Annotated in this window: 16 protein-coding genes and 4 tRNA genes; 5 read left to right on the forward strand and 15 right to left on the reverse strand. The window is 66.8% G+C overall.

The genetic code is table 11. The features are described 5' to 3' along the window. The 6 genes from AC5P6A_RS10230 to AC5P6A_RS10255 form a co-directional block, all read right to left on the reverse strand. On the reverse strand, positions 1–321 hold a 321-nt coding region (locus AC5P6A_RS10230; protein WP_495201811.1), incomplete at its 3' end, for a GTP-binding protein. Between the two features lie 41 nt (positions 322–362). Next, positions 363–438 (reverse strand) — tRNA-Thr (locus AC5P6A_RS10235). Positions 439–487: 49 nt separating this feature from the next. Continuing rightward, positions 488–561 (reverse strand) — tRNA-Gly (locus AC5P6A_RS10240). A 24-nt stretch (positions 562–585) separates the two neighbouring features. Then, positions 586–671 (reverse strand) — tRNA-Tyr (locus tag AC5P6A_RS10245). A 137-nt stretch (positions 672–808) separates the two neighbouring features. Continuing rightward, positions 809–1,825 carry an isoaspartyl peptidase/L-asparaginase family protein gene (locus tag AC5P6A_RS10250; protein ID WP_021204466.1) on the reverse strand — a complete coding sequence of 339 codons (1,017 nt, stop codon included), beginning with the start codon at positions 1,823–1,825 and terminating at the stop codon, positions 809–811. Positions 1,826–1,963: 138 nt separating this feature from the next. Continuing rightward, the gene (locus tag AC5P6A_RS10255; RefSeq protein WP_164143860.1) at positions 1,964–2,983 is read right to left on the reverse strand and encodes a Type 1 glutamine amidotransferase-like domain-containing protein; all 1,020 of its coding nucleotides are present in this window, start codon (positions 2,981–2,983) and stop codon (positions 1,964–1,966) included. A 170-nt stretch (positions 2,984–3,153) separates the two neighbouring features. On the opposite strand from AC5P6A_RS10255, the gene AC5P6A_RS10260 reads away from it, so the two are divergent. Continuing rightward, positions 3,154–5,892 carry a TonB-dependent receptor domain-containing protein gene (locus AC5P6A_RS10260; RefSeq protein WP_207050129.1) on the forward strand — a complete coding sequence of 913 codons (2,739 nt, stop codon included), beginning with the start codon at positions 3,154–3,156 and terminating at the stop codon, positions 5,890–5,892. A gap of 613 nt (positions 5,893–6,505) precedes the next feature. On the opposite strand, the gene ychF is transcribed toward AC5P6A_RS10260, so the two are convergent. From ychF to AC5P6A_RS10305, 9 genes are all read right to left on the reverse strand, one after another. Then, positions 6,506–7,597, reverse strand: coding sequence for a redox-regulated ATPase YchF (gene ychF, locus AC5P6A_RS10265; protein ID WP_057502606.1), 1,092 nt, complete (start codon positions 7,595–7,597; stop codon positions 6,506–6,508). 98 nt (positions 7,598–7,695) lie between these two features. Continuing rightward, positions 7,696–8,277: a DMP19 family protein gene (locus tag AC5P6A_RS10270; protein WP_206621778.1), complete on the reverse strand. Its 582-nt coding sequence runs from the start codon at positions 8,275–8,277 to the stop codon at positions 7,696–7,698. A gap of 41 nt (positions 8,278–8,318) precedes the next feature. After that, positions 8,319–8,897 carry an aminoacyl-tRNA hydrolase gene (gene pth / locus AC5P6A_RS10275; protein WP_049419247.1) on the reverse strand — a complete coding sequence of 193 codons (579 nt, stop codon included), beginning with the start codon at positions 8,895–8,897 and terminating at the stop codon, positions 8,319–8,321. A gap of 48 nt (positions 8,898–8,945) precedes the next feature. Next, on the reverse strand, positions 8,946–9,563 hold the full coding sequence (locus AC5P6A_RS10280; RefSeq protein ID WP_005415401.1) for a 50S ribosomal protein L25/general stress protein Ctc: 618 nt from the start codon (positions 9,561–9,563) through the stop codon (positions 8,946–8,948). Between the two features lie 109 nt (positions 9,564–9,672). Continuing rightward, entirely contained in the window at positions 9,673–10,632 is a 960-nt protein-coding gene (locus AC5P6A_RS10285) for a ribose-phosphate diphosphokinase (RefSeq protein WP_005415400.1), read from the reverse strand. Between the two features lie 140 nt (positions 10,633–10,772). Continuing rightward, positions 10,773–10,849 (reverse strand) — tRNA-Gln (locus AC5P6A_RS10290). Between the two features lie 11 nt (positions 10,850–10,860). Further along, the gene (ispE, locus tag AC5P6A_RS10295; RefSeq protein WP_021202247.1) at positions 10,861–11,730 is read right to left on the reverse strand and encodes a 4-(cytidine 5'-diphospho)-2-C-methyl-D-erythritol kinase; all 870 of its coding nucleotides are present in this window, start codon (positions 11,728–11,730) and stop codon (positions 10,861–10,863) included. Further along, complete coding sequence (gene lolB / locus AC5P6A_RS10300) at positions 11,727–12,386, reverse strand: lipoprotein insertase outer membrane protein LolB (protein ID WP_019661165.1); 660 nt, start codon at positions 12,384–12,386, stop codon at positions 11,727–11,729. The genes ispE and lolB overlap by 4 nt, the downstream gene beginning before the upstream one ends. Next, a complete protein-coding gene (locus tag AC5P6A_RS10305) occupies positions 12,383–14,068 on the reverse strand; it encodes a tetratricopeptide repeat protein (RefSeq protein WP_204323374.1) in 1,686 nt (561 codons plus the stop codon). The genes lolB and AC5P6A_RS10305 overlap by 4 nt, the downstream gene beginning before the upstream one ends. A 63-nt stretch (positions 14,069–14,131) precedes the next feature. On the opposite strand from AC5P6A_RS10305, the gene hemA reads away from it, so the two are divergent. The 4 genes from hemA (at position 14,132) to ppk2 (ending at position 19,042) form a co-directional block, all read left to right on the forward strand. Beyond that, a complete protein-coding gene (gene hemA / locus AC5P6A_RS10310) occupies positions 14,132–15,415 on the forward strand; it encodes a glutamyl-tRNA reductase (protein WP_021202249.1) in 1,284 nt (427 codons plus the stop codon). Beyond that, positions 15,393–16,475 carry a peptide chain release factor 1 gene (gene prfA, locus AC5P6A_RS10315; RefSeq protein WP_346714905.1) on the forward strand — a complete coding sequence of 361 codons (1,083 nt, stop codon included), beginning with the start codon at positions 15,393–15,395 and terminating at the stop codon, positions 16,473–16,475. The genes hemA and prfA overlap by 23 nt, the downstream gene beginning before the upstream one ends. Before the next feature lie 5 nt (positions 16,476–16,480). After that, the gene (locus AC5P6A_RS10320; RefSeq protein ID WP_111099049.1) at positions 16,481–18,184 is read left to right on the forward strand and encodes an O-linked N-acetylglucosamine transferase, SPINDLY family protein; all 1,704 of its coding nucleotides are present in this window, start codon (positions 16,481–16,483) and stop codon (positions 18,182–18,184) included. Between the two features lie 75 nt (positions 18,185–18,259). Beyond that, complete coding sequence (ppk2, locus tag AC5P6A_RS10325; protein ID WP_019661160.1) at positions 18,260–19,042, forward strand: polyphosphate kinase 2; 783 nt, start codon at positions 18,260–18,262, stop codon at positions 19,040–19,042. Positions 19,043–19,192: the final 150 nt, after the last annotated feature.

Consider the following 19,192-nt stretch of genomic DNA (forward strand, 5'->3'; position numbering starts at 1 on the left):
CGAGCACACCAGGATCGCGCCGTCCATCTGGGCGGCACCGGTGATCATGTTCTTGACGTAGTCAGCGTGGCCCGGGCAGTCAACGTGGGCGTAGTGACGGATCGGGGATTCGTATTCGACGTGCGCGGTCGAGATCGTGATGCCACGCGCCTTTTCTTCCGGAGCGGCGTCGATCGAGGAGTAGTCCTTGAACTCGCCACCGAAGCGCTCGGCACCGATCTTGGTCAGTGCGGCGGTCAGCGTGGTCTTGCCGTGGTCGACGTGACCGATGGTGCCGACATTGACGTGCGGCTTGGTGCGCTCGAACTTACCCTTGGCCATGGCTGCTTATCTCGAATTCGTCTGAGAGGTGATGCTTGAGATGGTGCTCACGAAAGGAATCGAACCTTCGACCTCTTCCTTACCAAGGAAGTGCTCTACCGACTGAGCTACGTGAGCCGAGTTTTGCATTATGACATGAACTCGATAATATTCAAAGTTCATTCAATGGAGCGGGAGACGGGAATCGAACCCGCACCATCAGCTTGGAAGGCTGAGGTTCTACCATTGAACTACTCCCGCGCCGGGAATGTCACAACGTGAAACTGGTGGAGGGAGGTGGATTCGAACCACCGAAGGCGTAAGCCAGCAGATTTACAGTCTGCCCCCGTTGGCCGCTTGGGTATCCCTCCTTACCACCCCAACCCGTTGCCGCCGAAGCGTTGCGGTGTGTGGTGGTGAGCCGCTTATTCTGCTGATGGGACGGGGGGCTGTCAACGCTTTTTTCCATTTTTTTCACACGCTGTCGCAAACCCATTGATACGCAAGGTTATTGCCCGGGAACCGGCAGGGTCTCGTTGGCGAAAATTGCGACATGAGGGACGCCGTCGCCGCCGATCCAGCCCCGATACATGCCCTGGGTGTTGAACGGCGTGGCCATTTTTCCGTCTGCGCCGAGCACGATCGCACCGCCGTCGCCGCCCATCTGCGGAATCGTCTCGTTGATCACGCCCTTGCCGGCCTGCTCCGGGCTCTGCCCCTGGTAGCGCATGCGCGCACAGATCTCGTGCGCGGCCGCAGTGCGGATGTAGTACTCGCCCCACCCGGTGCCGGACACCGCGCAGCGTGCGTCGGCCCAGGTGCCGGCACCGATGATCGGCGAGTCACCGACCCGGCCGTAGCGCTTGTTGGTCATGCCCCCGGTGGAGGTGCCGGCGGCCAGATGCCCCTGCGCGTCCAATGCGACCGCACCAACGGTACCGAAGTGCTTTGCAGTCTCCAGGTCGGCATGTGCCTGGCCACTGGCCTCTTCCTTGAGGGCGCGCTGCAGCTGTTGCCAACGCTTCTCTGTACGGAAGTAGGAGGGATCGACCAGAGGAATGCCCTGCTCGGCCGCGAAGGCTTCGGCGCCCTGCCCGACCATCATCACGTGGCGGGATTTCTGCATCACGGTCTGCGCCAGCAGGATCGGGTTGCGCACCCGTTGCACGCCCGCCACCGCGCCCGCCGCCTGGTTCGCGCCATCCATGACCGCCGCATCCAGCTCGTTGCGGCCGTCGTGGGTGAACACTGCGCCCTTGCCAGCGTTGAAGGTGGGATCGTCCTCCAGCACGGTGATCGCCGCAGTGACCGCTGCGAGCGCAGGGCGACCGGCCACCAGTTCCGCATGACCCTTCAGCAGTGCTGCCCGCAGCGCGTCACGTGCGGCCTTTTCCTCGGCCGGCGACAGGTCCTTGCGCTCGACGCCGGCGCCGCCGTGGATGACCAGCAGCGGTGAAGCGGCCGGTGCGGCCTGGGCAAGCATGGGCAGGGACAGCAGCATAGACAGCGCCAGGCGCAGTTTCATCGGATACGTCTCCAGCAGGTGGGCAAGGGAGGCATCATCGTAGAGCCGAGCCCATGCTCGGCTGATGCCTCGATTGAAGAGCAGCCGAGCGCGGGCTCGGCTCTACAGCATCCCATGCGAGGCCACAGGATCGCCGGGTCACTGGCGGATGACTTCGATCTCGCCATCGCTGACGTCGGCCACGGCCTGATAGTCGGCCTCGGCCTGGAAGTCATCCAGGCGCATGCGGCTGCCGCTGGCGACCACCGTTACCGGCACCGCGTGGAAGCGCAGCGGCTCACCTTCGACCAGGCGGTCGGCATCGCGGCCGGGGCTGACCACCCAGACCTTGCCCTCGCCGTCAGCACTGTAGACCTGCGCCTGGCCATCAGGCTCCACGCACAGGGCGGTGTCCTCGTCGACGCCGATGCCGACGATGCCGGGGTCGCCACTGTCCTGGGCTGCGCGCGCCACGAACACGATCAGGCGACCGAGCCGGTCGCGCTTGTCGAAGTGGGTGTCGGTGACCACGCGCTGCAGGTAGGGCATCTGCAGGAAGCCACTGTCCATGGTCACCGCACTGCCCATCGGGTCGGCCAGCGCACCGGCGGAGGTGATGCTGCCGCCGTCCATCGCGCCGTATGCATAGCCACCGAGGATGGCGAGCCCAGCGCTGGTACCGGCAATCGGCTTGCCGGCGCGCACATGGGCGTTCAGCGCGCGGTTGAGCGCAGTGCCCTTCCAGAAGCGGATGTAGCGCGACTGGTCACCACCGGCAATGAAGATGGCATCGGCGGCGGCAACCACGCGCAGCACGGCCGGATCGTCGGCGCCGCGGCGGCTGTCGAAGACCAGCGTCTGCACTGCGGTGGTACCGCCGATCTCGCGGTACAGGCGGTCCTGCAGCTCATCACTGCCAGAAGCGCGCAGGATCAGCACGCGGCCATTGCCAGCCTGCTTCAGCCACCAGTGGAAGGCCTCCGGCACCCATTCGCCACCGCCCATCAGCATCATGGCCGGTGCGCGCGGACCGGGCCGGGGCGCGTCGAGATCGCCGGCTTCGTAGTAGGCGAAGCCCGGGCCCTGCAGGTCCTGCGCAAGGGCGACCAACGGCACGGCCAAGACCAGCAGCGCCAGCCAGGCGAAGGGGGCACGCACGGTCCGATGGAGGCGTCGCATCTTGATCTCCCTGAACAAAATCGACTTGCAAGCGTTTCCACTCTTTGCCAGATAGGGACCCAGTAGTCAAGGACATGAAAAAGGCGTTAAATGCGCGCGCCCGTTCCGGAAATCTGAATGGGGGACAGGGCCCCTCCTCTGCGGGCCGGCTTCATTTCCGAGAATTCCTCATGCGTAGACAGGCGATGGCGTGGTCGATCCAGCTGGCGTTGATGGGCGTGGCTGCTTCCGCGGCGGCCCAGGCACCGGCTTCCTCTTCGGTGCAACAGCTGGACGCGGTGCAGGTCACCGGCTCGCGCATTCCGCGCGCCCAGGTGGAAGGCCCCGCCCCGATCACGGTGATCAACGCCGAACAGATCCGCTCCAGCGGCTTCACCAGCGTGCCGGACGTGCTGCGTGCAATGACCCAGAACGGCGGTGAGACGCAGAGCCAGCAGTCCTCCAGCGGCGCCGACTTCTCGCCCGGCGCCCAGCAGGTGGACCTGCGTGGCCTCGGCCCGAACCACACGCTGGTACTGGTCAACGGCCGCCGCATCGCCGACTTCCCGATGCCGTTCAAGGGCCGCAGCAACTTCACCGACGTCTCCAACATCCCGCTGGGAATGATCGAGCGCATCGAAGTGCTGACCGGCAGTGCCTCGGCCATCTACGGCTCGGACGCGATCGCCGGCGTGGTCAACTTCATCCTGAAGAAAAAGGCCGACGGCACCACGATCGACATGCGCATGGGCACCACCAGCGAAGGCGGTGGCGAGTCGTTCGACATGAGCCTGGCCAGCGGCTTCAGCCGCGGCAACTTCAACGCCGTGTACAGCGTCGAGCTGCAGTCGCAGACCCCGCTGTGGGCCTATGAGCGCGACATCCAGGATTCGACCCAGGACGGCCCCACCGAGGGCTCGCGCATCGCCCGCCGCGCTTACCTGCGTACGGACTACAACGACGACTACCTGGATCCGGGCGCGGCCACCTGCGAAGCGCTGGCCGGGCAGAACCAGGGCAGCACCTACCGCGCCTACCGCCCGCGCTACGGTTACTACTGCGGCAGCGACAGCTCGATCGGCTACGGCACCATCCTCAGCAAGCGCCGCGGCGCCAATGGCTACGCCTCGCTGAGCTACGACTTCGACAACGGCCAGCAATGGTTCGCCGATGTGCAGCTGGGCTACCACACGATGTCGCTGATGCGCGACGTCACCAAGTGGGGCCGCATGGACGCCAATGGCGATGAGTCGGGCTACTTCAACAACCAGGCCACCGGCGAGATCGAGTTCTGGCAGCGCCAGTTCTCACCCGAGGAAATGGGGGGCCTGCGCAATGCGATGGTACGCAGCGCGCAGAAGACCTTCAGCGTGACCACCGGCTTCAAGGGCAATCTGGCCGGCAACTGGGACTACGAAGCGGCGCTGAGCCATTCGCAGTACCAGTCGCGGATCAGCTGGGCGCAGATCATCGCCGCCAAGGCCAATGACCTGTTCCTGGGCCCGCAGCTGGGCGTGGACGACGACGGTTTCCCGATCTACAACGCCGACCCGTCACGCCTGTACCGGCCGCTGACCCGCGCCGAGTACGATTCGATCGCAGCGCGCACCACCTACACCCCGAAGTCGCGCACCGAGACGGCTGCGTTCACGCTGACCAATTCCGCGCTGTTCGGCCTGCCGGGCGGTGATGCCGGGTTCGCCGCGACCGTGGAAGTGGGCCAGCAGGCCTATGCGCTGAATCCCGATCCGCTGGCCACCCAGTACTACTACTACAGCTGGAAGGATTCGGACGGCCAGGGCTCGCGCAACCGCTGGGCGACCGCCGCCGAGCTGCGCATGCCGCTGCACGAGACGGTCAACCTGAGCGTGGCCGGCCGCTACGACCAGTACCGCTATTCCGGCCACACCATCGGCAAGGCGACCTGGAGCGGCGGTCTGGAATGGCGCCCGATCGACACGCTGCTGGTGCGCGGTTCGTATGGCACCGCGTTCCGCGCGCCGGACCTGCACTACGTGTTCGCCGGACCGGGCAACGACGAGACCACCGCCGAAGACCTGTACAGCTGCCGCGCCGATGGCGCTAGCGACTGTTCCGACTACGAGCGCAACCTGATCCGCAGCCGCACCGGCAACCGCCAGCTCGACCCGGAAACCAGCACCTCGTGGAGTGCAGGCTTCGTCTGGTCGCCGGCGATCGGCCTGGACCTGTCCGTGGACTGGTTTGACATCGACATGCGCAAGCAGGTGCAGGACATGGACGTTCGCACGCTCCTGGCCAACGAAGCCAACTGCCGCCTGGGTACTGCCGACATCAACTCGCCGACCTGCGTGGACGCGCTCGACCGCATCACCCGCACCGGTGATGGCCGCCTATACGGCGTGCGCGTCGCTCCGATCAACGTCGCCCGCGAATCGACCTCCGGTATCGACGTCGGCCTGCGCTACCGCATGCAGACCGGCATCGGCGATTTCATCCTCAACGGCACCCACACCTGGGTGAAGAAGCACGATTTCCAGCGCTACCCCGGTGACCCGACCCTGGACCAGTTCGCGGTCAACAGCGGATTCGACATCCCGCGTACCAAGACCAGCCTGAGCGTGACCTGGGAGAAGGACGCGTGGTCGGCGACGGTCTATGGCTCGCGCCTGGGCAAGCTGCCAACTTCGGACAGCTACGACCAGTCGTTCGACTGGGACAGCGGCGACAGCCCGTACGTGAAGGCGACCTACCGCTACAACGCCTCGGTGCAGTACCGCTTCGACGACCACTCGCGCCTGTCGCTGTCGGTGGTCAATGTGTTCAACAAGATGCCGCCGAAGGACACCACGTATACCGCGTACCCGTACTACGACGTGTCCTGGTTCGATAGCGTCGGCCGCACCATCAACCTGCAGTACACCCACAAGTTTGGCGGCACCGCGCTGTAAGGCGCGCCGCCTTGCAGGACGTGGACGACAAGGCCCGCCATTGGCGGGCCTTGTCATTTGCGCTCTGGTAGATGCCCACCTTGGCGGGCACTGTCTCGCCGCGCGCCCACCAAGGTGGGCGTCTATCAGAGCGGGCCACCGGGGTTTTCCACACAATGCGTGGAGAGTGATGGGAACTTGATGTGGACAAGTGGGTTCGAGCGTTGCGATGCAGGCATTTCCGGGCGTGGTTATTTTTTATCCACGCCTCCCGTTGTTTTCCACACCACGCGTGGAAAGCGATGGGAACTTGGTGTGGACAAGTGGGTGCGAGCATTGCAGCGCAGGCGTTTCGAAGCGTGGTGAAAATCTGTCCAGGTCGCGCGGGCGAGCCCCTTGTAGAGCCGAGCCCACGCTCGGCTCCGGCTGGCATCAGCCGAGCATGGGCTCGGCTCTACATCGGCTCGCCGGTTTTCCACATGCGGCGTGGAAAGCGATGGGAGTTTGCTGTGGACAAGTGCCGGCGAACATCACGCCGCAAGCGTTTCGCAGCGTGGTGATTTTTTATCCATATTCAGAAACGCGAACGCCCCACACGAGGCGGGGCGCCCGGGGTCGATCCGATGCCGCTGGATCAGACGTTGAAGCGGAAGTGCAGGATGTCGCCTTCCTGCACGCGGTATTCCTTGCCTTCCAGGCGCAGGCGACCGGCTTCCTTGGCGCCGGCTTCGCCCTTGTACTTGATGAAGTCGTCATACGCGATGGTTTCGGCGCGGATGAAGCCCTTCTCGAAGTCTGTGTGGATGACTGCGGCAGCCTGCGGGGCGGTGGCACCCTTGCGCACCGTCCACGCACGGACTTCCTTCACGCCTGCGGTGAAGTAGGTCTGCAGGCCCAGCAGGCTGTAGGCCGCGTTGATCACGCGGTTCAGGCCCGGCTCGCTCAGGCCCAGGTCGGCCAGGAAGGTATCGCGGTCTTCGTCGTCGAGCTGGGACAGCTCTTCCTCGATCGCGGCCGACACCGGCACCACCTGCGCGCCTTCTGCGGCGGCATGCGCGCGCACAGCTTCCAGGTGCGGGTTGTTCTCGAAACCGTCTTCCAGCACGTTGGCGATGTACATCACCGGCTTCAGGGTCAGCAGGAACAGGTCGCGTACCAGCGCCTTCTCTTCATCATCCAGGCCGACCGAACGACCAGCCTTGCCGTCGGACAGTGCCGCCTGCAGCTTGGCCAGCACCGGCTTGCGCGCCGCTGCATCCTTGTCGCCGCCCTTGGCCGCGCGCTCGGCACGGTTCAGTGCCTTCTCTACGCTGTCCAGGTCGGCCAGCGCCAGCTCGGTATCGATGGTTTCGATGTCCGAGATCGGGTCGACCTTGCCGGCGACGTGCACGATGTCACCGTGCTCGAAGCAGCGCACCACGTGGGTGATGGCATCGACTTCGCGGATGTGCGCCAGGAACTTGTTGCCCAGGCCTTCACCGCTGGCGGCACCGGCGACCAGGCCGGCGATGTCGACGAACTCGACCGCGGTCGGGATGACCTTCTGCGGGTTGATGATGCCCGCCAGCTCGTTCAGGCGTGGATCCGGCACCGGCACGATGCCGACGTTCGGCTCGATGGTGCAGAACGGGAAGTTCGCCGCGGCGATACCCGCCTTGGTCAGCGCATTGAACAGGGTCGACTTGCCGACGTTGGGCAGGCCGACGATGCCGCATTTGATACCCATGGGTTGAATCCGGGTTTGAGTGTAAGTGGATGATTCGGGATTCAAGGCTCGCCTGCGGGCATGCCCTCAATCCCCAATCGTCCTTCCAGTAGCCCAAGCTAGAACGCAGCGTACAGCTTGTGCTTCTCAGCGTAGGTCTGCAGTGCAGCAGAAAGTCCTAGCCTCTCCTCAGTCTCACAAAATCTCTGGCTCAAGCGGTCCAGCAGAGCTTCGACACCGTCCGCCAACTCATTATGCTGACCGTACATTCTCTCCCACCGGACACTTTCATCCTTGGGCACGGCGTCGTCACCGAACAGCACCATCTTGGCTTCTTTGAGCACGTCGCCCAATTCGACCAGCCCCATTTCTTCAAGACCTGCGAGCGTCTCTTCGTAATAGGCACCCGAGTAACTGTCGAAGTACGTACCAATGCCGCCACGCCAGACTTCGCTACTTGTCACCGAGACCGCGAAGTAGCGCTGATCTGGCGTCAGCATTCCTGAGAATCCACAGCCCGAACCGCCTTCCTGTTCCACCAGCCAGTTCCAATGGCGCCCTGCAGCGGAATTCTCGTATCGGTCCAGCTCTTCGCGCATTTCCTTGTTTCGCACCCTCGCCTCTTCCATGCGTTGCCGCGTGCCATTCCGGCACGGCATGCAGAGCCCATCGTTCCGGGCCGCCGTCGCCAGCAGGATCATGGCGCCACACACGGTGCAGGGAGTACGCGGGTCGGTCATGGTCAGCGCGGGGTATGCAGCCGCTTCATCGCTTCGTTGAAATCGCCCTGCACCGCCAGCGGCAGCACGTCGATCGCATCGTCGATGGCGCGCGCGATCAGCACGTCATCGTCCTTCGACGGGCGGCCGAGCACCCAACCCACCACGCGGTCCTTGTGGCCGGGGTGGCCAATGCCCACGCGCAGGCGATGGAACTTGCCATGGCCGAGCAGGCGGATGGTGTCGCGCAGGCCGTTCTGACCGCCGTGGCCACCGTCGAACTTCAGCCGTGCCGCGCCGGGCGGCAGGTCCAGTTCGTCGTGGGCCAGCAGGGTTTCCTCCGGCTCGATCTTCCAGAACCGCTGCGCGGCGGTGACCGACTTGCCGCTGAGGTTCATGAAGGTGGCGGGCTTGAGGAGCCACACCGTCTGCCCGGCGATCTCGACCTTGGCGGTCTCACCGAACAGCTTGCTGTCCACATTCCATCGCGCACCGGCTTTCTCCGCCAGGGCCTCAACGAAATGAAACCCGGCATTGTGCCGGGTCCGGGCGTGTTCCGATCCGGGGTTGCCCAGACCGACGATCAGTCGCAGTCCTGCCATGGTTCCTTCCAGTACGGTGCCTGCCCGCAGGCAGGCACCGTAGCGGTATTACTCGGCGGCAGCCGCTTCTTCGTCGGCCGCGTCGGCCTTGCCGGCCTTGGCGGTGACGATGGCGTCGTCGTGGTCCTTGCCCAGCGCCAGGGCCGGGATTTCCACGCCCTTCGGCAGCTTGATGTCGGACAGGTACACCACGTCACCGGCCTTCAGCTCACCCAGGTCGACTTCGATCGACTCCGGCAGGTCCTTCGGCAGGCAGGTGATGGTCACTTCCTTCAGTTCGTGGGTGACCACGACGTCGGCAGCCTTGCCGGCCGGCGAGGTGTCTTCGTTGACGAAGTGCAGCGGGACCGAAGCGGTCAGGGCTTCGTTCTCGTTCACGCGCTGGAAGTCCAGGTGCATGATCAGCTGCTTGTACGGGTGGCGCTGCATGTCACGCAGCAGGACCTTCTGCACCTGACCATCCAGGTTCAGGTCCAGGATCGAGGCATAGAACCACTCGTTCTGCTGGGCCAGCCAGATTTCGTTGTGGTCCAGGCTGATGGCGACCGGCTCGGCGTTGCCACCGTACACGATGGCCGGGATCACACCGGCGTGACGCAGGCGGCGGCTCGCACCCTTACGCTGCAGTTCACGCTTGGTGACCTTGATTTCATGGGTCTTCGACATTTTCGACTACTCAGGTTGTTGCCGCGCCCTGCGGCGTGGCGGTTGAAGATGCTTCCGCGACCAGAAGCACCCGGGGTATGCCCCCGCCGTTGCCGGCAGGGGCGAAAACTCAGTCGACGTACAGCGAGCTGACCGACTCACCGAAGGCGATGCGGCGCATCGTTTCAGCCAGCATTTCCGCCACGCTCAGCTGGCGGATCTTGCTGCACACCCGCGCCGCGTCCTTCAGCGGGATGGTGTCGGTCACCACCAGCTCGTCGAGCTGGGAATTGGTGATGTTGTCCACCGCCGGGCCCGACAGCACCGCGTGGGTGCAGTAGGCGGCGACCTTGAGCGCACCGCGCGCCTTCAGGGCAGCGGCAGCGGCGCACAGGGTGCCGGCGGTGTCGACGATGTCATCGACCATCACGCAGGTCTTGCCTTCGACGTCACCGATGATGTTCATCACGGTGGAGACGTTGGCGCGCGGGCGGCGCTTGTCGATGATCGCCAGATCGGCGTCATCCAGGCGCTTGGCCACCGCACGGGCACGGACCACGCCGCCCACGTCCGGCGACACAACGATCAGGTTCTCGGTGCCGTAGGCGCGCCAGATGTCGGCCAGCAGCAGCGGGGACGCATACACGTTGTCCACCGGAATATCGAAGAAGCCCTGGATCTGGTCGGCGTGCAGGTCGACGGTCAGCACGCGATCAGCGCCCGCGGTGCTGAACATCTTGGCCGCCAGCTTGGCGGTGATCGGCACGCGCGAGGAGCGCATGCGGCGATCCTGGCGCGAGTAGCCGAAATACGGCACCACGGCGGTGACACTGGCCACCGATGCGCGCTTGAGCGCGTCGATCAGCACCAGCAGCTCCATCAGGTTTTCCGCGCTCGGCGCGCAGGTCGGCTGGATCACGAACACGTCCTGCTTGCGGACGTTCTCTTCGATCTCCACCTGCACTTCGCCATCGGAGAAGTGCGAGACCAGCGCCTTGCCCGGGCGAACCCCCAGTTCCTTGCAGATGTTCTGCGCCAGACGTTTGTTGGCGTTGCCGGAAAAGACCAGCAGGTTCGGGGACTCTTGCATCATGATTGTCTCGGGCGGGGACGAGTGGCGGGGATCCGGAGTCGGCAAGGACCCCGATGGACCCTTGCTGCTGACAACACCGCGGTTGTTTCCACGTCCCGCGCGGGCGATGCGCTGGAAGGCGCGGACACAGCCGCTATTGGCAGGGGCGGTAGGATTCGAACCTACGAATGCCAGGATCAAAACCTGGTGCCTTGGGCCTCTTGGCGACGCCCCTGCAGTGATAAATCAGTGTTGCTCGAGTGCATCCAGCAGTGGCGAACGCGCTACGCCCGCTGCCACCCTTGCCCGCAACTCCTTCGGCAACTTCGACCGTCCCTGCTCTGCGGCAGACTGCGATGCGAACTCGACGAAACAACCACTTCCCGAACCGGTCAGCCGCGCCGTGCCGATGTCGCTCAACGCGGCGAACGCTGCCTCGACGGCAGGCTCACGGCGGCGCAGCACCGGTTCGAACGCGTTCCCGACCAGGGTCCCGGAAGCGAAGTCCTCTATTTTCGCCACTGGGCTGTCGCGCGTCAAATCCGGGTCTGCAAACAGTGCTGGCGTAGGAACATGAACGCCCGGTTCGACCAGCACGTACCAGGCCGGGGCCAGGGTGATCGGCTGCAGGCGCTCGCCCACGCCTTCGGCCCAGGCGTTGCGCCCGCGCACGAATACCGGCACATCTGCGCCCAGGCGCAGGCCCAGCGCCGCCAAAGCCTCTTCATCCAGACCCGCCCGCCACAGCCGGTTCAGCACCACCAGCGCCGTGGCCGCGTCGGACGACCCCCCGCCAAACCCACCCCCGGCGGGAACGTGCTTTTCGACGATGATGTCTGCACCTTGCTCGACCTTTGCCGCTTCCTGGAGCAGGCGCGCGGCACGCACCGCCAGGTCATCAGCCTCGGCCACGCCGGCCAGGCCCTCGCCCTCACGGCGCACCTGGCCGTCTTCACGCAGGCGCAGGCCAATGCGATCGCCCCAGTCCAGCAGGCGGAACACGGTCTGCAGCTCGTGGTAGCCGTCGGCGCGGCGGCCGGTGATGTGCAGGAACAGGTTCAGCTTGGCCGGGGCCGGCCACCAGGACCAGCCCGCGTCATCGTGCCCGGCACTCATGGGGCGCCCTGCCCCCACTGGTCCACCAGCAGGCGCACCTTGGCGTCGCCATTGCTGGCCTCGATCCGGCGCGGCAGCGCCGGGCGTCCGGCCTCGGCCGGGTACCAGTCCAGATACTGCACCTGCCAGCCCATCTGCTGCATGCGGCGCGGCCGGCCGTCAGCGTCGCGCTCGACCTTCTCCGGACCGGCAGCATCGCCGGCCACCAAGCCACGGATCCACTGCGGCAGCTGGTTGACCGGTATGTCCCACCCGGTCGCTTCCAGCAGCAGCTGCTGGGCGTCCTCGCCGTCACGCGGCCCGCCGGCCAGTCCTTCCAGGCGGCCGGCTTCGGAATGGGTATCGCCGGCCAGCTTCCAGCTCTGCCGGGTCACCGGCGCGCTCAGCTCGACCACATAGCGGCGTCCTTCCTGCTTCCAGTCGATGCGTCCGCTGCCGCCGTCCTTGCCCTTGCTGACCGCGACCCGGCCCTGGAAAGCCCAGTCCGGCTGTGCCTGCAGCGCGGCCACGCGCGCCGCCTCGGCCTGCGCCGCTTCGGCTGAAACAACCTCGACCACCGCCGGCGCCGGGGTCTTCTGCGTGCCCACGCTGGTACAGGCGGTCACCGCCAGGGTCACGGCCGCCAACAGCAGCGGCCGGATCAGGGAAACACTCATGGATTGAATTTCTCGCGGGCGCGCAGCAGCGCGCGGTTTTCAGGATCGAGCTTGGCCGCTTCTTCGAAGAAGTGGCGGGCCTCGTCATGCTTGCCCAGCACCCACAGCACTTCGCCAACGTGGGAAGCGATCTCCGGGTCCTTGGCCAGGGTCCAGGCCCGGCGCAGCTGCACCAGTGCTTCTTCCTTGCGGCCCAGGCGATACAACACCCAGCCATAGCTGTCGACGATGGCGGCGTTGTCCGGTTCGGCCACACGGGCGCGGTCGATCAGCTCCAGCGCTTCCTGCAGGCGGCCGGTACGGTCGGCCAGGGTGTAGCCCAAGGCATTCAGGGCCGGCACGTTTTCCGGGTCGGTCACCAGGATCTTGCGCAGGTCGGCCTCGGCGCGCGGGATATCGTCGCGGCGCTCCCAGGCGAGTGCACGGGCGTACAGCAGGCCGTTGTCATCGGGGTAGGCGGCCAGGCCGCGGGCCAATGCATCCAGTTCGCCGGCACTGTCATCGCCACGCTGGCGCAGTTCAGCCTCCAGCAGATAGGCGTCGCGACGCACATCGTCATCGACCACCGCATCGGACTGGATCGCGTGCACTTCATCCAGGGCCTGCGGCAGGCGCCCGGCCAGGGCCTGGGCATTGGCCGCGCGCAGGCGTGCTTCGCTCAGCTCATCGCCGCCGGGCACGCTGTGGTACCACTGCACCGCCTCCGGATAGCGCTTCAGGTACTCGGCGATCTTGCCCAGCAGCAGGCGCTGCGCCGGGTCCGGCTTGGCCGCCTGCCGCGACAGTTCGTTGTAGAGATTGGACAGCGCTGCCTTGTCGCCCTGCTTGGCCAGCAGCGAGGCGCGCATGCCCCAGGTCTGCACGTCCTGCGGGCCGAACGCCAGCACGCGCTCGGCCGCAGCAGGCTGCCCCAGGCTGTCGTAGGCGATGGCCACCGCATTGCGCAGTTCCTGGTCCTGGCGCGTCTTCGGCTCCACATCGTGCAGCAGCGACAGCGCCTTGTCGGTCTCGCCCGCTTGTTGCAACTGGCTGGCGCGCAGCAGTGCCACACGTGGCTCTTCCGGGAAGCGCTTGACCACCTCATCGATCATCCGCCGCGCCAGCTCGGGCTTTTCCATGCGCAGGGCCAGGCGACCGAACTCCTGCCAGGCCTCGATCTTCGGCGGAATCGCATTGGCATCGACCAGCTCGCCGAGCACCTGCGCCGGCACCGCCGGGTCGCGGCCACCGCCGATCAGCGCGGCCAGAGCGAACTTCCAGCCGCGCTCGTCGGGGTCGGCCAGCAGCGCCTGCAGCTCGGTGCGGGCAGCCTTCACATCGCCCTGGCGCATGGCCAGCGCACCGGCGGCGCTGCGCATGGTCAACGAGCGCGGGGCGCGCTGCTGCCACAGGGCCAGGCCCTTGGCGGCGCTGGCATCATCGTTGGCCAGCATGGAGATACGGGTCGCGCGCTCGGCCAGGCCGGCGTCGCCGTCGGTCTGCTGGGCCGCCTGCAGGTACCAGCGCGCCGCCTCGGCCAGCTTGCCGGCCTGCAGCGCGAACTCACCGGCCATCACCGGTTCCAGCGCCAGTTCCTCAGTGGCCGGGGCCCTTACAGGGGCCTTGGCCGGCACCGCCGCCAGGGCCTGGCTGCAGGCCAGGGACAGCAGCAGAACACTGGGGATGCGAATCAATGCGGGCATCGTCGGCATCGGGGCCTTAAAATGTCGTCCAATGGCCAGCAGCTTATCGCAAGCAACTGAACAATGACCCTGTGGGTGCTCGGACTGAATCACCAGACCGCACCGGTGGAGCTGCGCGAGCGCGCGGCCTTCGCCGGTGAGGCGTTGCCGCGCGCGCTCGGTTCGCTGCGCGATACCCCGCAGATTGCCGAGGCGGTGCTGCTGTCCACCTGCAACCGCACCGAACTGTACGCCGTGGCCGAGTCGGCACAGGCGCTGGACCAGTGGCTGCGCAGCCAGGCCGGTGACCTGCAGGGCTATCTGTACCAGCATGCCGATGCCGAAGCTGTGCGCCACCTGTTCCGGGTCGCCACCGGGCTGGACTCGATGGTGCTGGGCGAACCGCAGATCCTCGGCCAGGTGAAGGACGCCTGGTCGACCGCGCGCGACCATGGCCTGCTCGGCCAGCGCCTGGACCGCCTGTTCCAGCAGACCTTCTCGGTGGCCAAGCGTGCGCGGACCGATACCCAGATCGGCACCAACCCGGTGTCGGTGGCCTCGGCGGCCGTGCGCCTGGCACAGAACGCGTTCGCCCGTCTGGACGATTCCACCGTGCTGCTGGTCGGTGCCGGCGAGACCATCGAACTGGCTGCACGGCACCTGAGTGAAGGCAAGGTGCGGCGGCTGCTGATCGCCAACCGCACCCTGGCCCACGCGCAGGAACTGGCCAGCCGCCATGGCGGCGTGGCCCTGCCGCTGACCGAACTGGACCGCCACCTGGGCGAGGCCGACGTGGTGTTCTCGGCCACCGCTGCGCGCGAGCCGGTGATCCATCGCGAGATGGTGGCCAAGGCCCTGCGTGCACGCCGGCACAAGCCGATGCTGCTGTTCGACCTGGCCGTGCCGCGCGACATCGAAGCCGAGGTCGGCACGCTCAACGACGCCTTCCTCTACACCGTCGATGACCTGGAACGCGCGGTGGAAGACAACCGTCGTGGCCGCCGCGAGGCCGCTGCCGAGGCCGAGGCGATCATCGACCTGCAGGTATCGCGCTTCATCGAGACCCAGCAGGCCAGCGCCCACCAGGCACCACTGCGGCAGCTGCGCGCGTTCGGCGAAGCCACCCGTGCCGAGCTGCTGGAGCGCGCGCGCCAGCAGCTGGCCAACGGCAAGCCCGCCGACGAAGTGCTGGAACTGCTGGCCCACGGCCTGACCAACCGCCTGCTGCACCCGCCGACCGCCGCACTGCGCGCCGCCGCGCTGAGTGGCGATGCCGACCTGACCCGCGCCGCCGAGCGCCTGTTCCCGGCCACGCCGGGTTACCGCCACCCACCCGTGAGACCCGATGACGCCGACCCTGCGCCGTAAGCTGGAAGCGCTGGCCGAGCGCCGCGAAGAACTGGAACGCCTGCTCGCCGAACCCGATGTGGTCGCCGACAACACCCGTTTCCGCGACCTTTCGCGCGAATTCGCCCAACTTGAACCGGTTGCCACTGCACTGGCCGATGAAGCCCGTGCCAAGGCCGACCTGGCCGCCGCCGAAGGCATGCGCGCCGATCCCGATCTGCGCGAGCTGGCCGACGAGGAGATCGCCGCCGCGCAGGCGCGCCTGCAGGCGCTGGAGCAGGAGCTCGCATTGCTGCTGGTGCCACGCGACCCGCGCGACGAAGGCAACCTGTTCCTGGAAGTGCGCGCCGGCACTGGCGGCGACGAAGCCGCGATCTTCGCTGGCGACCTGTTCCGCATGTACGCCCGCTATGCCGAGCGCCAGGGCTGGAAGGTCGAGATCGAATCGGACAGCCCGGGCGAGCACGGCGGCTACAAGGAGGTGGTGGCACGCGTGGTCGGCCGAGGAGCGTTCTCGTGGCTGAAGTTCGAATCGGGCACGCACCGCGTGCAGCGCGTGCCGGCCACCGAATCGCAGGGCCGCATCCACACCTCGGCGGCCACCGTGGCAATCATTCCGGAGGGCGACGAAGTCGATGACATCGTCATCAACCCCGCCGACCTGAAGGTGGATACGTTCCGCTCGTCCGGCGCCGGTGGCCAGCACGTCAACAAGACCGAGTCGGCGATCCGCATCACCCACCTGCCGACCGGCGTAGTGGTGGAATGCCAGACCGAACGCAGCCAGCACGCCAATCGCGACAAGGCGATGAAGCGCCTGAAGGCGCAGCTGCTCGATGCCGAACGCCAGCGCCAGGACGCGGCGCAGGCCGAATCGCGGCGCCTGCAGGTTGGCAGCGGCGACCGCAGCCAGCGCATCCGCACGTACAACTTCCCGCAGGGCCGGATCACCGACCACCGCGTGGAAGGCCTGACCCTGTACGACCTGCCCAACATCCTGGCCGGCGACCTCGACCCGCTGCTGCAGCGACTCAGCCACGAACACCAGGTCGACGCCCTGGCGCAGTTGTCGGCGGACTGATCACGATGACGGCCTGGCAGCAGCGACAGCACCTGCAGCAGGCGATCGCGCGCCAGCCCGGCGACTTCGTGGCCTGGGTGATGCTGGCCGACCTGGAACTGGAAGCCGGCGACATCGCTGCCGGCGAGCAGGCCGCACGACGCGCACTGCAACTGCGCCCCAACCACCCCGAAGCGCTGGCGCGGCTGGGCCGCGTGGCCTGGATGGCCGGCGCACATGGCGATGCAGCGAAGCTGCTGGGCCAGGCTTCGGCACTGGCCCCGCAGCACCCGGGCATCGCGTTGTGGCTGGGCCATGCGCTGGAAGATGCCGATGATGCCGAAGGGGCGGCGACGGCCTATCGCCGCGCGCATGCGCTTATGCCGGGCGAACCCTATATCGCCGCCCAGCGCCTGGCCTGGCAGCGCCGCCTGTGCGACTGGCAGGACGTGGACGCACTGGCCACACAAGTGCGTGGCGCACTGGCCAGCGGCCAAGGTGTGGTCGAACCGTTCGCGTTCCTCAGCGAGGATGCCACCGCAGCCGAACAGCTGGCCTGCGCGCGCGCGCGCGCCGCGGTGATTGCTTCGGGGGTACGTCCCCTTCCTGCCGTGAAGGTGCGCGCGCACGGCCCCCTGCGCGTCGGTTTCCTTTCCAATGGTTTTGGCGCCCATCCCACCGGGCTGCTGACCGTGGCCCTGTTCGAGCAGCTGCGTCATGACCCGGCGTTGCAGCTGCATCTGTTCGCGTTGAACCGCGACGACGGCAGCCGCATCCGCCAGCGCCTGCAGACGGCCACACAGCTGCATGATGTGGCTGGCCTGCGCCATGCAGACACTGCCGCACGCATCCGCGCACAGGGCATCGACCTGTTGTTCGACCTGCGCGGCTGGGGCGGCGGCGGCACGCCGGAGGTACTGGCGATGCGCCCTGCCCCGCTGCAGTTGAACTGGCTGGCTTACCCCGGCACGTCCGGGGCGCCGTGGATGGATGCCGTGATCGGCGACAGCTTCGTTTTGCCAGTTTCACTGGAGCCGCACTACAGCGAACGGGTGCTGCGCCTGCCGCGTGCCTTCCAGCCCTCGGACAACACCCGCATGCTGGAGCCGGCACCGTCCCGCGCCGAGTGCGGGTTGCCCGGAAACGGCGTCGTGTTCTGCTGCTTCAACAACAGCTACAAGCTCAACCCGCGCAGCATGGGCCGCGCCTTCGCAGTGCTGCAGGCGGTGCCCGGCAGCGTGCTGTGGCTGCTGTCCGGCCCCGGCCACGCCGACGCCCGCCTGCGCAGCGCCGCACAGGCCGCTGGGCTGGACCCAACGCGGCTGGTGTTCATGGCCAAACTGCCGCATCCGCAGTATCTGGCCCGCTATCAGCTGGCCGACCTGTTCCTCGACACGCATCCGTACAACGCCCACACCACCGCGTCCGACGCGCTGTGGGCCGGCTGCCCGGTGCTGACCTGCCCCGGCGACACGTTCGCCGCGCGCGTGGCCGGCAGCCTCAACCACCATCTGGGGCTGGCGCGGATGAATGTCGCCGACGATGCGGCGTTCATCACCACTGCCAGCGCGCTGGGCAATGACCCGGCGGCGCTGGCCGCGTTGCGCGCTGAACTGGCACAGGCGCGCGAGCGCAGCGGGCTGTTCGACATGGGCGGGTTTGCCCGCGATCTGTCAGCGTTGGTGCAGCAACTGGCACGTGAGAACGGCTGGACGGGCGCAGCAGGGTAAGCGCGACCAGGTAGCGTCGACATCGCCTGGGCAGCCCCTGCGCTACGCTCGGGCTTCCTCCCCGCGGGTGTGACGATGGCCAAGCTCAAGCGCAAGGACTACGACGAACTGCTGCTGCCTTTGCAGCTGGAGCTGACCGCCATGGCGCGCTGGGTGCAGCACAGCGGGCAACGCCTGCTGGTGCTGTTTGAAGGGCGCGACACGGCGGGCAAGGGCGGCGCGATCCAGGCCATCAGCCAGCACCTCAACCCGCGCCAGTGCCGCGTGGTGGCACTGCCCAAGCCCACCGACCGCGAAGCCACGCAGTGGTACTTCCAGCGCTACGCCTCGCACTTGCCCGCCGCCGGCGAGATCGTGCTGATGGACCGCAGCTGGTACAACCGCGCAGGCGTCGAACGGGTGATGGGCTACTGCAGCGAGACCGAGTACCAGCAGTTCCTGCGCCAGGCGCCGGTGTTCGAACAGCTGCTGGTGGACGACGGCATCCTGCTGTTCAAGTACTGGCTGTGCGTGGACCAGGAGCAGCAGGAGAAGCGCTTCGCCGAGCGCCATCTCGATCCGCTGAAGGGCTGGAAGCTCTCCCCGGTGGACCTGAAGTCGCGCAGCAAGTACAGCGCGTACACCGAGGCCCGCGAGGCGATGCTGCGCGCGACGCATCGGGAGGCGGCACCGTGGACGCTGGTGGATTTCAACGACCAGCGACTGGGGCGGCTGACGCTGGTGCGCAACCTGCTGGACCGGTTGCCGGACACGCGCGTGGATGCGCCGTTGCCGGAGCTGCCGAAGCTGAAGGGCAAGCTGCATCGCGAGCACTACGATGTGCTGAAGCCGATCGAGGACTTCCCGGTCGAGGAATAGGGTGGGTTGGCAGGGCCTGCGGCCCTGCACCTGCTCAAGCAACGGCAACAGCAACAGCCAGAGCGGGATTTCCGTGGAATGGCGGGGCGGTGTCGGAGTGCGGGGACGCCGCAAGTACGTCCTTGTAGGCTTGGCAGCCGCATCCATGCG

It is taken from the genome of Stenotrophomonas sp. YJH_SMC_20, from assembly GCF_059367845.1.

Bases quoted from the DNA above. Each gene is read 5' to 3' on its own strand.
- AC5P6A_RS10250 (WP_021204466.1), bottom strand. From the start codon at position 1,825: ATGAAACTGCGCCTGGCGCTGTCTATGCTGCTGTCCCTGCCCATGCTT.
- AC5P6A_RS10255 (WP_164143860.1), bottom strand. From the start codon at position 2,983: ATGCGACGCCTCCATCGGACCGTGCGTGCCCCCTTCGCCTGGCTGGCG.
- AC5P6A_RS10260 (WP_207050129.1), top strand. From the start codon at position 3,154: ATGCGTAGACAGGCGATGGCGTGGTCGATCCAGCTGGCGTTGATGGGC.
- ychF (WP_057502606.1), bottom strand. From the start codon at position 7,597: ATGGGTATCAAATGCGGCATCGTCGGCCTGCCCAACGTCGGCAAGTCG.
- AC5P6A_RS10270 (WP_206621778.1), bottom strand. From the start codon at position 8,277: ATGATCCTGCTGGCGACGGCGGCCCGGAACGATGGGCTCTGCATGCCG.
- pth (WP_049419247.1), bottom strand. From the start codon at position 8,897: ATGGCAGGACTGCGACTGATCGTCGGTCTGGGCAACCCCGGATCGGAA.
- AC5P6A_RS10280 (WP_005415401.1), bottom strand. From the start codon at position 9,563: ATGTCGAAGACCCATGAAATCAAGGTCACCAAGCGTGAACTGCAGCGT.
- AC5P6A_RS10285 (WP_005415400.1), bottom strand. From the start codon at position 10,632: ATGCAAGAGTCCCCGAACCTGCTGGTCTTTTCCGGCAACGCCAACAAA.
- ispE (WP_021202247.1), bottom strand. From the start codon at position 11,730: ATGAGTGCCGGGCACGATGACGCGGGCTGGTCCTGGTGGCCGGCCCCG.
- lolB (WP_019661165.1), bottom strand. From the start codon at position 12,386: ATGAGTGTTTCCCTGATCCGGCCGCTGCTGTTGGCGGCCGTGACCCTG.
- AC5P6A_RS10305 (WP_204323374.1), bottom strand. From the start codon at position 14,068: ATGCCCGCATTGATTCGCATCCCCAGTGTTCTGCTGCTGTCCCTGGCC.
- hemA (WP_021202249.1), top strand. From the start codon at position 14,132: ATGACCCTGTGGGTGCTCGGACTGAATCACCAGACCGCACCGGTGGAG.
- prfA (WP_346714905.1), top strand. From the start codon at position 15,393: ATGACGCCGACCCTGCGCCGTAAGCTGGAAGCGCTGGCCGAGCGCCGC.
- AC5P6A_RS10320 (WP_111099049.1), top strand. From the start codon at position 16,481: ATGACGGCCTGGCAGCAGCGACAGCACCTGCAGCAGGCGATCGCGCGC.
- ppk2 (WP_019661160.1), top strand. From the start codon at position 18,260: ATGGCCAAGCTCAAGCGCAAGGACTACGACGAACTGCTGCTGCCTTTG.